The organism is Peristeroidobacter agariperforans, assembly GCF_004138335.1.
GTDB classification, from domain to species: Bacteria; Pseudomonadota; Gammaproteobacteria; order Steroidobacterales; family Steroidobacteraceae; genus Steroidobacter; species Steroidobacter agariperforans.
This window is the reverse complement of record NZ_RYFW01000002.1, coordinates 1,834,061-1,846,720: the sequence shown is the minus strand read 5'-3', so window position 1 is coordinate 1,846,720 and position 12,660 is coordinate 1,834,061. Positions and strand designations below refer to the sequence as shown.

General features: G+C 61.6%; 16 protein-coding genes and 1 pseudogene. 1 reads left to right on the top strand and 16 read right to left on the bottom strand.

What is annotated here, in order from left to right; translation table 11 throughout:
- Positions 1 to 22 precede the first annotated feature (22 nt).
- The 14 genes and pseudogenes from EK373_RS21805 to EK373_RS21740 form a co-directional block, all read right to left on the bottom strand.
- A pseudogene (locus EK373_RS21805) lies at positions 23 to 163 on the bottom strand (cytochrome b); the annotation flags it as partial.
- Positions 118 to 420 (bottom strand): cytochrome b, encoded by a 303-nt coding sequence (locus EK373_RS34365; protein WP_129645787.1) that lies wholly within the window; start codon positions 418 to 420, stop codon positions 118 to 120. The pseudogene EK373_RS21805 and the gene EK373_RS34365, both read right to left, overlap by 46 nt.
- A 297-nt stretch (positions 421 to 717) precedes the next feature.
- The gene (locus tag EK373_RS21795) at positions 718 to 1,047 is read right to left on the bottom strand and encodes a universal stress protein (RefSeq protein WP_232831178.1); all 330 of its coding nucleotides are present in this window, start codon (positions 1,045 to 1,047) and stop codon (positions 718 to 720) included.
- Positions 1,026 to 1,877 carry an FAD:protein FMN transferase gene (locus tag EK373_RS21790; RefSeq protein ID WP_129645786.1) on the bottom strand — a complete coding sequence of 284 codons (852 nt, stop codon included), beginning with the start codon at positions 1,875 to 1,877 and terminating at the stop codon, positions 1,026 to 1,028. The genes EK373_RS21795 and EK373_RS21790 overlap by 22 nt, the downstream gene beginning before the upstream one ends.
- Positions 1,878 to 1,954: 77 nt before the next feature.
- Positions 1,955 to 3,262 (bottom strand): DUF3570 domain-containing protein, encoded by a 1,308-nt coding sequence (locus EK373_RS21785; RefSeq protein WP_129645785.1) that lies wholly within the window; start codon positions 3,260 to 3,262, stop codon positions 1,955 to 1,957.
- Between the two features lie 9 nt (positions 3,263 to 3,271).
- Positions 3,272 to 3,484, bottom strand: a complete 213-nt coding sequence (locus EK373_RS21780; protein WP_129645784.1) for a DUF4266 domain-containing protein — start codon at positions 3,482 to 3,484, stop codon at positions 3,272 to 3,274.
- Between the two features lie 14 nt (positions 3,485 to 3,498).
- The gene (locus EK373_RS21775) at positions 3,499 to 4,002 is read right to left on the bottom strand and encodes a TlpA disulfide reductase family protein (RefSeq protein ID WP_129645783.1); all 504 of its coding nucleotides are present in this window, start codon (positions 4,000 to 4,002) and stop codon (positions 3,499 to 3,501) included.
- 178 nt (positions 4,003 to 4,180) lie between these two features.
- The gene (locus tag EK373_RS21770; RefSeq protein ID WP_129645782.1) at positions 4,181 to 4,822 is read right to left on the bottom strand and encodes a tetratricopeptide repeat protein; all 642 of its coding nucleotides are present in this window, start codon (positions 4,820 to 4,822) and stop codon (positions 4,181 to 4,183) included.
- Positions 4,819 to 5,685 (bottom strand): SDR family oxidoreductase, encoded by an 867-nt coding sequence (locus EK373_RS21765; RefSeq protein WP_129645781.1) that lies wholly within the window; start codon positions 5,683 to 5,685, stop codon positions 4,819 to 4,821. The genes EK373_RS21770 and EK373_RS21765 overlap by 4 nt, the downstream gene beginning before the upstream one ends.
- A complete protein-coding gene (locus EK373_RS21760; RefSeq protein ID WP_129645780.1) occupies positions 5,682 to 6,362 on the bottom strand; it encodes a TenA family transcriptional regulator in 681 nt (226 codons plus the stop codon). The genes EK373_RS21765 and EK373_RS21760 overlap by 4 nt, the downstream gene beginning before the upstream one ends.
- Positions 6,349 to 7,848 carry an AMP-binding protein gene (locus EK373_RS21755; RefSeq protein ID WP_129645779.1) on the bottom strand — a complete coding sequence of 500 codons (1,500 nt, stop codon included), beginning with the start codon at positions 7,846 to 7,848 and terminating at the stop codon, positions 6,349 to 6,351. The genes EK373_RS21760 and EK373_RS21755 overlap by 14 nt, the downstream gene beginning before the upstream one ends.
- A gap of 2 nt (positions 7,849 to 7,850) precedes the next feature.
- Positions 7,851 to 8,402, bottom strand: a complete 552-nt coding sequence (locus tag EK373_RS21750; RefSeq protein WP_157994480.1) for a thermostable hemolysin — start codon at positions 8,400 to 8,402, stop codon at positions 7,851 to 7,853.
- A gap of 204 nt (positions 8,403 to 8,606) precedes the next feature.
- Positions 8,607 to 9,059, bottom strand: a complete 453-nt coding sequence (locus EK373_RS21745; protein WP_129645777.1) for a universal stress protein — start codon at positions 9,057 to 9,059, stop codon at positions 8,607 to 8,609.
- A 24-nt stretch (positions 9,060 to 9,083) separates the two neighbouring features.
- Entirely contained in the window at positions 9,084 to 9,548 is a 465-nt protein-coding gene (locus EK373_RS21740; protein ID WP_129645776.1) for an OsmC family protein, read from the bottom strand.
- A 237-nt stretch (positions 9,549 to 9,785) separates the two neighbouring features.
- Between EK373_RS21740 and EK373_RS21735 the strand changes: the two genes are divergently transcribed.
- The gene (locus tag EK373_RS21735; protein ID WP_129645775.1) at positions 9,786 to 10,184 is read left to right on the top strand and encodes a DUF302 domain-containing protein; all 399 of its coding nucleotides are present in this window, start codon (positions 9,786 to 9,788) and stop codon (positions 10,182 to 10,184) included.
- 9 nt (positions 10,185 to 10,193) lie between these two features.
- Here the strand turns inward: EK373_RS21735 and EK373_RS21730 are convergent, their stop codons facing one another.
- Together EK373_RS21730 and EK373_RS21725 are read right to left on the bottom strand one after the other, a co-directional pair.
- Positions 10,194 to 10,646, bottom strand: coding sequence for a DUF2892 domain-containing protein (locus EK373_RS21730; RefSeq protein WP_198683503.1), 453 nt, complete (start codon positions 10,644 to 10,646; stop codon positions 10,194 to 10,196).
- 139 nt (positions 10,647 to 10,785) lie between these two features.
- Positions 10,786 to 12,597: a CHASE3 domain-containing protein gene (locus EK373_RS21725; RefSeq protein WP_129645774.1), complete on the bottom strand. Its 1,812-nt coding sequence runs from the start codon at positions 12,595 to 12,597 to the stop codon at positions 10,786 to 10,788.
- Positions 12,598 to 12,660 lie beyond the last annotated feature (63 nt).

Here is a 12,660-nt window from a genome sequence, read left to right as displayed (position 1 = left end):
TGAGATCCCCCGAACGACAAGGTCAGCGAGCACCCGGAAGCATGCGGCGAAGCACGCCGTCGCGGTCGATGAAGTGGTGCTTCAGCGCTGCGACAACATGCAGGATGGCTACCCCGGTCAGAACATTGAACAGCACCTCGTGCACTTCATGCATGAAATGCTCGAGTTCCTCGTCTCCCGCCGGCCCGAGCGTACCGGAGTGTCATCGAAGGTGCGCCACAGAACTCTCACGACAGCAAGCGCGAGCAAGGCGATACCGATCGACACATGCCAGTCTAAGGCGCTCATAGCCACTGTCCCTGCACGCTCCGTGTCGTCCGCTTCCGCGAGGAGATATTGGGCGATGATTCCGAGGACGATGGCCCAATGCAGCGACCGAGCGACGAATCCGTAGCTCGATGATGTATTGCGCAGAGACATGGGTTCACCTTGGGTGGTGAGTGACTGCACGCAATTACATGCCTGCGACCGCTGGTATCAGTATCGTGACCTACTCGTAAGATCTAGCGGGCGCCGCGAGACGACGCCGCTTCAGCATGGGTCTCTTCGAGAGCAAGATTCCACCTCCGGGCCAGTAAGGAGGGCCGCTCCACAATCGAGAGCGGCCGCCGTCAAACATTCGACGTTGCGTGGGTGCATCCGATCGTGAATGCCCTTTCCCGACAGAAAAGGGTCACGGATGGCGCGATATTCACGGCGCTACTTCGGCCAATCGTTTCATTCGTGCCCGGCATCCCCACGAACCAGCAGCACCGGCACCGAAGCGGAGCGCACGACCAGCTCCGCATCGCTGCCGAGCGCCAGGCGACGAAGCCCACGCCGGCCGTGTGTTCCCATGACGATCAAATCCGCGTTCCATTGCTTCGCCGGATCGACGATCAGATCCGCTGCGCGTCCGCCGATCGATTCGAGCAGAACGACTGCGTGCCGAGGGCAAGGCGGTGCTCGATAAGGCTGCCCCATGGCAAGAACGCCTTTGCCGCGACGAACCAACTGCGCGACGCCGCGCGTCGCTACATTGTCGATCACTGCGGCGAAGCCGGGCACGCCTGAATCCAGTATTTTGCGCCACTCGCGCGCAGAAACGACTCACATTCCATGCCTTTGAGCATTGCAAGGGTCGTGAGCGTGCCTGCTTGCGTGCAGGTATCGGCGGCTACGGTAATTGAATGGGGCGCATCGCGTACGGGCCAACCGATGCGCGCGTCGATGATATGGGAGTAACGGCGCCCTTGATGAAGTACGAACCGGCGCGAATCGCCGCTGGTCGCGAGCCCACCGCGAGTGAGATGGACGATGCGCACGGCAGTTCCCGCCTTCGCCGCTGCTTCGATGCCCACGCGCCAGGGTTGCCCGTCCCGACGCGGATGTCGGGCCACAACGTCGCCGCCGAAATTGATCAGGCAGCTCACGCCTGGTGCAATGTCCTCCACTCGGGCCGCCGCCAGATCCACCGCGTACTCCTTGCCGATGCCGCCGAGATCGATTTGCATCCCCGGCTTCAACCGCAAAACTGGCCTGCGCCACTGAACATGGCGCCACCCGACGCAGGTCATCACCTCGTCGATCTGCGCCTGTGTCGGAACAGCGCTACCGCCGTCGAACGTCCACGCTTTCCGCAGCACGCCCGACGTGATATCGAAACCGCCCTCCGACATTGTGGTCAGTGTCGCGGCGAAGTCGATCAGCGCGGCGGACTCCTCATCGAGCACCACCGGGCGACCAGCGTTCGAGTTGATCATGTGCACGACGCCGTCGGATCGATAGCGGCTGAACTTGCGTTCGATACGCCAGGCGCATGCTGCCGCAGTCTCCGCGATCTGGCGCGCAAGCGCCTCCGGCGCGTCCTCGATGAGGACTTCGCACGGCGAAGCCATTGCAACGAACCGCCCGGCCCAAAAGCCAGGCTCGCGGCTCAATATGACGGATGCGCCTTGTGACGTCGTGTGCAAGGTTATAGACCGAAGCGATAGCCGAATTGCGCAATCACTGCCTTCAGGTCCGGATACTGCTCGCGAGCGAATTGGTTGCCGATCAACTGATCGCGCGAAATGCTGCCGTTCTGCTGGTAGTACTCCAGACGTGCGTTCCACTCGTTGCCGCCACTGGTGCGATGGCCGAACTTCAGCCCGACGGTCACCGCATCGAACTCACCTAACCGAAAATCGGCCGACGCATACGCTGGCAATGCGGCGCCTTGCACCAGGCTCGGGTGATAAAAATCCGCTTGAGACTGCATGTAGTAGCGCAGCTGCGGCTCGACGTAGCTTGCATCCCCGACGGGCCAACGCAGGCGAACTTCGCCGGTATGCGAGTCGATTCCCCAATCGTCCGTCATGAATCGGTACGATCCATAAAGCACGGGCGCCCCGAATGCATGTTTCACCTCGGCGTACAGGCTGTGCTTCGCACGCGAATCCGGCCGGCTCTCATAAAGATAGATTCCAGTCGGGCCCGCCACACCCGGTGCGGGCGTGCGCAGGATCGTATCGCCGGTCGTGCCATCGACGACGCTCAGGATCTTGTAGGGATCGTTCAAATAGCCACTCGACTGGCTGTATGAATAATTGACGCGCAGTACTGTGTTGCGCGATAGAACCTGCGTTAGCCCGAGCAACACGTCGAGTACGTCCTTGCTGTCGCTACTGAGTTTGTTGGAACCATCGCCCACGTCGAGCATCTGTGACAGCGGCACAGGCGCGCCGCCGACGGGATCGATGTCATCTTGCGAGTACGCGAGCCCCGCGCTCACCGTCGTATTGCGCTTATTGAAATCACGGGCGAGCGATACATTCGCTCCGAGATGGGTGTAGTCGTACTCGGTGGAGAAACCAAGACCGGCAGAGACGGTGTAGAGCCTCGCAAGCGGCTGCGTCCAACTCGCATTGAGCGCGAATCGCGTGTCGAGGAATGTGTCATCGAGCGGTGTTTCTCCCGCCGGCGTCGAGTACACCGCCCGGCCAGAGGGACTCGTGAACGTCTGCGGCAAGTCGCTTGCGATCGCTCCGCTCGCAGATGCACCGGTTAGCGTATCGGCTGTCAGCGTGAGATTCAGCAGGCGATCGTCCTCAAAGGCGCGTTGCGCACCGATGGTCGCGCTCACGTCCTGCACTCGATCGTCGCTCTCTGCGTAGTAAAGCAGTGCTGTGTCGAATGACCATCGGTCGGTCTCGCCTGCCATCACCGGCCCCGCGGCGCTCGCGCCGAGCAAGGCGCAGGTCGCGGCGGCGAGCGTGGCGCTGAGATTGTTATCGTCGTTCATGCCGATCCCCTAATTACAGCCGCAGCCACCGCCGCCGAAGCCACGCCCGCCGCTCGATGCTTCCTTGCTGAAATAGATGTGATCATCGATGGCCGCATCGATGGGGTTCGCATCCAGCGACATCTCTGGGCGCGCCAGCACGTCTCGTTGCCACGGCTCTACTCCGACGCTCGCGCAGCCTTGCAGTGCCAGGCAGGCTGCCAGCAAACTGAGTGCTTTCATCACGATCTCCCTCGTTATTGACTGTTTGTGCGATCCGCCGTGGCGTTGGCAAGCAGGCGCTCGAGCTCCGCTTCGCGCTCCTGGCGCGTGCCACTGCGAAAACCGATGTGCACGCCCGCTTGCTGACCGTCGCGCCCGATCACGTACGAGCTGGGCATGCCAGGGACTTGATAGCGCGCGGCGAGCGTGCCTCCCGGGTCGTAGACGACCTTGAAATCGGCCGGTGTTTGCTGAAGGAAGCGATCGGCCTCGGCGCGCTCGCGATCGACGTTGACGCCAATGATCACGAGGCCGCGGTCGCGGTACTTGGCCTGCATTTCATTGAGCCAAGGGAAGGATTGGCGGCACGGCGCGCACCAGGAGGCCCAGAAGTCGATGACCACGACTTTGCCCTTCAAGCGCGCCAGATCGAGCGGGTCGTCGGCCGCCAGGGTCGCGGGCGTGATCCAGGCGAACGCGGCTAACACCATGAATCGAATGAATTTGGAGCGTCGCTCAAGCTGGCCGGATCTGTTCATGAGTCCTCGGAACGACGATGGCATTGCCGTTAGACGCGCGTTCGCGGGAAATCAATCGCGCCGTCGCAACGACTTGGCCAACTCCGGGATTTCCAGGGCGACTTCGGGGGATCCCGCCGTGCGCGGATGGCGCGCTAGGCCCTGGTAAACCGCAGAAGACGAAAGAGTAATCGCTGGCTCAGCGTGCCTTCGCCATCAGCTCCATCACCTCACGATGCCGCCCTTCGTCCGCCACTTCCCGGCCCGGGCGAGGTGGCGCCTCGGCGGCGCGCTGTAGATAACGCAAGGCATCGCTACATTCGTTGCGGTCGCAGAGGTATTGCGCGTAAAAATAGTTTGGATCGATGCCGTCGGGATTGATCGTCAGCGCCTTCGACAACAGTTCCTGCGCCTTGTTATCGTCACCGAAGCCGAGCGGGAAGCCGGGCACCTTTGCGTACAACGTACCCAGGCTCGTATAAGCGGAGCCGTCCAGCGCCTTGTCATCGATCTTGAGCGCCGCTTCGAGGGCGGCACGAGACTTCTTGGCAAGACCCAGCGCACCCACACCGCCCTTCGCGCCCGCGTAGGTACTGAGCACGATTCCTTCCCAGATCAGCGGCTCGGCACGCTGCGGATTCTCCATCGAGAAGCGGTGCGCCTCGGCAACAAGCTTCTCGAACGCCTGCAGCTTGTCGCTCTTCGCCGCGACCTGGTAATTCACGACCGCCCACTGCTCTTGAATATGAGCCAGCTCGGCGTCAAACGGCGCCTGCGCGTGAGCGACGCTGACGAGCAGACCTGCAAGCGGCGCCAGGCCGCGAACGATACGAGCACTCATGAGCTTTCCCTCGGGTTGGCGATGCTATTGAGCAATGCGGACCGCGAATGGTCCGGCGGTGGAGACGAAGAACGGCTGGCGAAATCCCGGATCACGGGAAGTTTTTGTACCAGCGCCATATCGACCAGGCGCGGCAACACTGCATTCAGCCGCGCGAAGAACTTTTCCGGCCAACCGATGATCGTTTCGAGCTTGCCCCCCTGCAGCGAGCGCACGATGTGACGCGCGACCTCCGCAGGATCATCCGACGCATTGCCGAGCGCAACGTTCAGGTCATTGACCGCGTCGCTATTGAATGACGTTCGGGTGGCGCGAGGCGCGAAGTAATGGACACGAACGTTCGTGTCCGCGAGCTCGCGCCGCAGCGCTTCCGTGAAGCCTCGCAGTCCGAACTTCGTAGCGCAGTAAACGCTGTTGCCTGCGAATCCGATGCAACCGAACACGGAACCAATGTTCACGATGCTTGCCCCGTCGCTGAGCTCCAAACACGAGCTCAGCCGGCGACACAAGTCGATCGGCGCGATCAAGTTGATCGTCACGGCAGCGTCCAGCGACTCCCCGGACTGCACCGAAAGAAATGCGAAGTCGTTGACCCCGGCGTTGTTGATGAGAATGTCGATCCCGCCTCGCCAGCGGGCTGCAAAGTCACAAAGCCTCGCGCGATCCGAGGCATTCGCGATATTAGCGGCAAACACGGCGGAGCGTTCCCGCTCCGGGTGATGCGCCACGACCTTCGACAATGCCGCATGATCTCGGCCGCTCAGCAGCACCTGAGCACCTTCGTTCAGTAGCTCGGCAACCAGCGCCCGGCCGATCCCGCCGCTTGCCCCGGTGACCAGAACACGTTTGTCGTGGAGACTCATGCTGCTCTCCAGGCGCCGGCTACCGCCGGCTGTCGATCGAGCTCGTAGAAAATATTTCCGTACAATCGAAACATCACTTGCGCGCAACGTCCGACCGCTGCCCGATCCTGCTCCTCATCGAACCGATTCAGGATTGAGTAGAGATCCTGCACGTGCTGCTGATCCAACTGTCCATGGCTGCGCAGGTACGTCATGGCCTTGCTCGGCAACTGCAGCGACGCTTGAATTCGATCCGCCGCATTACATGCGAGCGCCACGCTGGCACCCTCGAGCACGAAGACCATACCGAAGAAGCCGACGGGATTGCGACGGGTGGCGGTGTCGTAGGCATACGCGACCATCGCATCGGTGGCCGACGACGGCAGGCTGTCGGCTGCAACCGCTGCATTGCCCCCTGCAGCTTGGATGTCATTCAGAATCCATTGCTCGTGCCCCTCTTCTTCTTCCGTGTAATGAATGATCTCTTTACGAAGCCAACCCAATCGGGCCGGCAAGCGCGATCCCACTGCCATCAAGAGCGGCACCGTGTGCCGGACGTGATGGAATGCTTGAGTCAGGAACGCGATGTACTCGTCGCGTTCGATCTGGCCTGCGAGCGCACGTTGGATGATCGGCGCGCCGGTCAAGTACTCGCGCGCCTGCGCGGTTCGCGAAGCGAGCAGTTCATTGAATTGCATGGACGGTATCCGTTGATTGGTCGTAAATCGAGTCAATGAGCTGGTGGTACTTCGCCGCGATCTCCGCGCGACGCAGCCGTCCATTGGCGGTCAACAAACCATTGGACAGGGTCGGCGCTTCAGGAAAGAAGGCCCAGCCGCGAATGCGTGCATAATCGGGTAGCCGCGCGTTCGCGCGTCCGATTGCCTGCGTGATCGATTCCTCTCTCGCATTGGCGCTCCCAACAATGAGTGCCACGGGGTACGGCCGAGCCTCTCCGCTTACCATTGCCTGCGCGATGGCAGGCTCGCAGTTGAGCTCGCCTTCCACCCACTCGGGCGTGACGTTGCGCCCCATGCTGGTGATGAACATGTTTTTCAACCGACCGCGCACGTAAACAAAACCGTCAGCGTCGATCGCGCCGAGATCGCCCGTGCGCACTTCGCCAGCTTGCCGCCGCGAGTCGCCCAGGTAGCCGGCCATGGTCGCGCCACTGACGCAGATCTCGCCGTTGTCATCGATGCGCACCCGTGCGTGCGGCAACGGCCGGCCTACACTGTCGGGCTTGTCGTGTTTCGGCGTGTTGAGGCAAACGACGGAGGCGCATTCACTCAAGCCGTAACCTTGGAATACCGGCAAGCCAGCTCGTCGAGCTTCCTGTAACAACGCCGGAGCCACGCCCCCGCCACCCACAGCGATGAACTTTAACGACACCGGCGCACGCCACCCATCGCGAGCGGCGTAAACCAGCACGCGGAGCAGTTCGGGGACGAGGATCATGCTTTCCGGTGACGCTGAATCAATGGCTTTCAACAGCAACGGGGCATTCAAGCCCGAATAACTCACGCCCATCGTATGACCGGGTGGCACCAGTACCTTTGCACCCATCGTCAGTGGCACATACACGCCCGCAACGTTCTCCAGCAGCGTCGCAAGCGGCAGCAGACATAGATGTGTCTGGACACCAAGCCCCGCGGTCGCCGCAACCAACGAATCAGTCACCAATTGGATGACGGCCCGTCGCAGGCACACGCCTTTGGACGCGCCCGTGCTGCCGGACGTATAAGTCACTTTGCCGAGGTCGGACGCCCGTAATCCTGCTTCGCTTCGGCAGGCCTCGCGCTTGAGCAATGCCAGTCCCGTGCGATGCGAAGTATTTACGTAAGCGAACGTGGGGTGTTCGCCCATGAAGTGCTCGGCCTGATCGGTGAGCACCCACTCGATATCGGCATCATCGAGCACGTGAGCGACCTGTTCCCGAGTGAAGGACGCCGGCAAGGGGACATTCACCGCTTCGCACGCCAGCAGCGCGAGATCGCTGAGAATCCAGCGCGCGCTATTCTCTGCGAGCAAAGCGCAGCGACGCACTCGCATCGATTGAAGCCAGCGCCGCTCCGCCGCGACCGACCGATGTACATCAGCGTAGCTGAGTCGTAGCGTGCCATCGTCTATGGCCGGCAAAGTTCCATCGACCGTGCCCAAGGCATCTAACACTGTCGCCGGCATGATCACTTCCTATCACGACGAGACAGGCGCAAACCGTCCGGCAGGTAGCCCGCCATCACGCGCGGCTCACTCTCGTAATAGCGGCCCCAGTCATCGCCCGTGCTCTGCGCACGGGAAGCACTGGCGACCGCGAGGTCGAGTAATGGCGCATGGTAGCTCGCAAGGAGTCCACGCAGCGCGTCGGTCGCTGTGAACACGATCCATCGATGGCCGTGATCCAGCAGAATGCGCGGCAGGTCGAGCACCAGGCGCATGGCCGAGCGGCAATTGACGCCTGCGAGATTGCCCACCTCGACGATCTGCGCGCGGGTCACGGGTGCCGCCGTGGCCGACCCGATCGCCAGCTCGATCGCCACATCCAGGTAGCGTTCGAGAAACAATCCCTGATCGGCGGCGCATCGAAAGCCCGCGACACTGCAAATGGCGCCGCGATCGTTTCGCATGGCCAACAGAGTCGGCATGAACGAGCACACGTGCGCGCCGTGTTTCGACGCGAATACGTCGTGAACGAATTGCTCCAACTCGCCGCGACGAGGATCGTCGGCCTGATACATCGAGAGATCGTGCCGCTGGCAACGGCTTTCGCCATCGCGCCGCGGCCGTGGCTCTACGAGGCGCCCCCCAGTCGTCATTTTGGCTGCACCCGGTTAGCTTGCTTGCCGGGTTGGACGTCGTCCGGTGAGCCGATCAATCGCGGTCCGACGTGACAAACGGTTAATGTTCGATGTCCGTAACAGCAGACATCGTCGCAACGATGATCAGGATGTCGGTTGATCTCGCACCATCAACACCGGCACAGGCGAATGCCGCAACACGAGCTCGGCGTCACTGCCCATGACCAGTCGTTTGAGCCCGCGGCGACCATGCGTTCCGACGACGATCAGGTCAGCCGTCCAGGCCTTCGCCTGCGCGACGATCTCCTGCGAAGCGTGCGCACCGATCTTCTCGACCATCTTCTGTTCGAATGAGACGCCCGCTTCGTGTGTCAGCATGGCTGCGTGCTCGAGAGTCTTTGCTCCCGATGCCCGGATCGAATCGGCAAGCGCCTGGTAATAGGCCGTCGAAGCAATCTCCGACTCCAGAATCAAGGTGTTCAGTACATGCACCAGGAGCAGGCGCGCGCCGCTCGCTTTCGCCAGACGGATCGCCTCATCGAGTCCCCGTAAAGACGTTTCGCTCCCGTCGACTCCAACCAGTATTCGCTGATACATGGGGCCTCCATCGGTGTAGTGACCTCAAGCCGGCTCACTCTCGGGCGAGTCGACCGTCGCTTTGACGATCTCCATCTGCAGCTCACGTTTCGCGCGCAGTGAGTTAGCGACCAAGCAACCTTCCTCCGCCTTGTTAAGGACGCGTTCGCAAAGCACTGTGGACGTTCCGTCGGGCACTGTGAGCGTCGCGCGAGTGACAACCCGGGTGAAGTGCGCGACACTTTCTACGCGCTCCAGCGTCGCCTCGACGCTGCAGCCCAGGTTCGTCCACGGCAGACGCGAAGCTCGCGCCAGTGCTCGGAACGTCAGGATGAAACAACTTGCGATGGCCGCCGCGAGCAGAGATTCCGGCGACCATTGATCTCCTGGGCCGCCAAACTCGGTGGGCGGCGCACTCTTTAGCGCTGGTAATCCAGCCGCAGTCAAAGTCACGCCACCCTCGGCGCTCCCGGTCGCCGCGACGGAATAAACATGTGGAAGTGGTTGCACGATCCAACTGCCCTTGACGTTTGCCGCAACGTAGCTCCACAGCCGGGCAAGTCATATCGTGAACCCCGCTTAACCACTTTCGGGAAGACGCGCACGGCAAAGACGTATACGGCCCTCGCGGATTCTCCCTCGTTGATGACTGCAGCTGAACAAGGGCATCGCCTTGAACCAATCCGCACTGTCCCAACATCTTCGTTACGCACTGTCTGGCGGCACGGCGCACACCGGAGATATCAAATGTCCTATTACATAGCCAAAACAGTATCGGGTCGCTTCGATGCGGTCCTCGCCACTGTCATCGAACGTCTGAAAGCGGAAGGGTTCGGCATTCTCACCGAGATCGACGTGCAGGCGACGCTAAAGAACAAGATCGGCGCCGAGACTCCCAAGTATCGAATTCTCGGCGCGTGCAATCCGTCGTTTGCTCACGAGGCGCTCAAGCTCGAGAACAAGCTCGGCGTACTCCTGCCATGCAACGTCATCGTTCGCGAGGAGTCCGAGGGCCGGGTCGAGGTCGCCAGTGTGGATCCAGTCGTCGCGATGGAGCGGACCAAGAATCGAGCGCTCGCCAGCACCGCTGCGGAAGTACGCCGACGCCTGGCCAACGTTGTCGATGGATCGCCCTCCGCGGACTGAGACACCACCTCAGTGCAACCGCGAATTGCGGGCCGCTAGCTCGGCTGTACGGGCGCCCTTCGCGAAATCTCCTCTCATCGCCTTGAGGGCGACGATCTCTCGATGAATTTCGCCGGCGGTTCGGACGCCCAGGCGCCGGAACAGCGGCAACGGCGGACACCACCCCTGCACCGCATGCTGCAGCAGGAAACCTGCGACAACTGCAGGCAATACAAACCAGCGGCGATTCACGGTGGCTCCCAAGGTCAATCCGATCAGCGCCACGCTCGCCGCGTTTGCTTCGAGCACGCGCTCGATATCCCATTCGCGCTCGAGCTGCGCGATGCGCTCAGATATTTCAGCCGGATGCGCGTCCTCATATTCCCTGAGCCGTTCGAGCATCTGACGTCGATTGCGCTGCCTGATTGCAATAGGAGTATGACCTTGGACTCGCTGTGAGCTGGCTGGAACGAATGAGTTCATGACGGCGGCCCCTCTGTACGCTGGCGACACAGCCATAAGCCCACCGCTTCAGCGGAGTTCCTTGAGGGTTTTCGATCCCAGAATAATGTAATGGATCTACTGGCCGGGGCGCATGCCAGTCGCTGTGAGAATCGCCAACTCAGGCCGCCACACCGTCCAGCAATTTGCGAATGTGCGCGGACAACTCTTCGGCGTCGACGGGTTTGTGAAAGACTCGGCAGGCGGCGATAGAGGCGCAGCGCGGTGTCACTTTCATCGTGTCTCCGCTCAGCACGACCGCGGGAATCTCGAAGTTCCTGAGCTGGCGCAACTGCTCGATGAGCTCGGCGCCATTCAGGGCAGCGTTCAGCTGAAAATCGCTCACGATCACGTCGGGCGATTGTTCCCATTGCTCGATGACACGAAGCGCCTCCTCGGGCGAGCCGGCCGATTTCACTTCGTGCCCGTCCATCTGGAGAAACAGGGCCGTCGCGTCACGCACCGAAGCTTCGTCGTCCACCAGCAGTATCCGGCCTGACCGTGCGATGCTCGGCGTGACGGGCGCCGGGAAACTCTTACTCTTAACAGGCTGCAACCTTGAAACGGCTGCAACGAGCTTCAGCGTAAAGGTCGTACCCTCACCCAGCCGCGAACTCACGCCGATGGGCAGATCCAGCAGCTTCGTCAGCCGACTGACGATGGATAGTCCGAGCCCGAAGCCGTCACGAGCCTGCTCAGCTCCGTGGCGGATCTGATGGAATTCCTCGAAGATCCGCTCCAGCTGATCCTCAGGAATGCCACGGCCAGTGTCGGCCACCTCCAGAATGACGGCGTCCGCCTCACGCCGTGCGCGCACCGACACCCTACCGCGGTTGGTATAGCGAATGGCGTTCTCTACGAGGTTCTGGACGATCTCGCGTAGCAGTGTTGGATCGGTGCGCGCAGCTTCGTTGGAAAGCTCGATGTCGAGCTGCAATTGCTTGGCGCGTGCTTGCGGACGGAACTCCATTTCGAGAGCTGCGAGCAGGCCCGTCAATGGCACATCTTCCAAGTACGGCTGAATGACTCCCGATTCGATCATGCTGATATTCAACAGCCGGTTGACCAGGCTCGACATTGCCTCGAGAGAATCTCGCTGGGCCTCAACGATTGCCAGCGCCGGCGCGCTCAGCTGCTGCCCTCGAAGTGCCGCGTTCAATAATGAGAGCGAGTGCAACGGCTGGCGCAGGTCGTGGCTCGCCGCTGACAGGAATCTCGTCTTGCTAGCCGTCGATTCAGCGAGCGAAGCGTTGACCTCATCCAGTCGACGGACGGACTCGGCGCGGGCGGCCATCTCTCGCTGTACTCGCAACAGCATCGTCAACACCAGGGCGGCCGCCACCGCGCACAACGTTACGATAAGGTAGAAATTGCGCTGCAGGCTGGCCTGCTCCTGCTGCTTGCGCCGGGTCAGCAGACGGGTTTCCTCGGCCGACATCGCCGCGAGGCTGCTGAACACCCGATTCATGGTCGCGATGCCCGGCCCGGCCTGAAGGAAATCGATGGCCGCGTCCATGCCGCTGTTCTGCCGCAGGCGTAGTGCATGACGGAGCTGCACTCGTCGCTCGGCGATCAGTTCGCGGGCGCCTCGGAGCCGCTCTGTTTGCTGAGGATCGTCCGCGATCAAGCGCCCCAAGCGTTGCAACTCGCCGTCGAGCGCCGCGGCCCCGGTGTTGTAGGGCTCGAGATATGCCTCTCGGCCGGTCAGCAGAAAACCTCGCTGCCCGGTTTCCATCTTGAGCATCGACTCGCTGACCGCATCGAGCGCCAGGCGCACTTCCTGCGTGTGATCGGACAGCTCAGACGTAGCGCGCACTTCCCGAAGACTCAGGTGCGCCATCCACAACACCAGCGCGAGCAGGCCCACGCTCGCAATGACGCTGGCAGCGTTCCTCTTGCCGAAACCAGTGAATGCGGCGGAGCCGACGCGCATGTGATCGAACCACCCCTTTGATTCACTTATAACAATGCGCCTGCTATGCCATGACGCGATATT

Coding starts and splice junctions, on each gene's coding strand:
- EK373_RS21760 (WP_129645780.1), bottom strand. CDS start 6,362: ATGCAATTCAATGAACTGCTCGCTTCGCGAACCGCGCAGGCGCGCGAG.
- EK373_RS21765 (WP_129645781.1), bottom strand. CDS start 5,685: ATGAGTCTCCACGACAAACGTGTTCTGGTCACCGGGGCAAGCGGCGGG.
- EK373_RS21730 (WP_198683503.1), bottom strand. CDS start 10,646: ATGAACTCATTCGTTCCAGCCAGCTCACAGCGAGTCCAAGGTCATACT.
- EK373_RS21735 (WP_129645775.1), top strand. CDS start 9,786: ATGTCCTATTACATAGCCAAAACAGTATCGGGTCGCTTCGATGCGGTC.
- EK373_RS21790 (WP_129645786.1), bottom strand. CDS start 1,877: ATGGCTTCGCCGTGCGAAGTCCTCATCGAGGACGCGCCGGAGGCGCTT.
- EK373_RS34365 (WP_129645787.1), bottom strand. CDS start 420: ATGTCTCTGCGCAATACATCATCGAGCTACGGATTCGTCGCTCGGTCG.
- EK373_RS21775 (WP_129645783.1), bottom strand. CDS start 4,002: ATGAACAGATCCGGCCAGCTTGAGCGACGCTCCAAATTCATTCGATTC.
- EK373_RS21785 (WP_129645785.1), bottom strand. CDS start 3,262: ATGAACGACGATAACAATCTCAGCGCCACGCTCGCCGCCGCGACCTGC.
- EK373_RS21780 (WP_129645784.1), bottom strand. CDS start 3,484: ATGAAAGCACTCAGTTTGCTGGCAGCCTGCCTGGCACTGCAAGGCTGC.
- EK373_RS21750 (WP_157994480.1), bottom strand. CDS start 8,402: ATGTATCAGGCCGACGATCCTCGTCGCGGCGAGTTGGAGCAATTCGTT.
- EK373_RS21725 (WP_129645774.1), bottom strand. CDS start 12,597: ATGCGCGTCGGCTCCGCCGCATTCACTGGTTTCGGCAAGAGGAACGCT.
- EK373_RS21755 (WP_129645779.1), bottom strand. CDS start 7,848: ATGCCGGCGACAGTGTTAGATGCCTTGGGCACGGTCGATGGAACTTTG.
- EK373_RS21745 (WP_129645777.1), bottom strand. CDS start 9,059: ATGTATCAGCGAATACTGGTTGGAGTCGACGGGAGCGAAACGTCTTTA.
- EK373_RS21770 (WP_129645782.1), bottom strand. CDS start 4,822: ATGAGTGCTCGTATCGTTCGCGGCCTGGCGCCGCTTGCAGGTCTGCTC.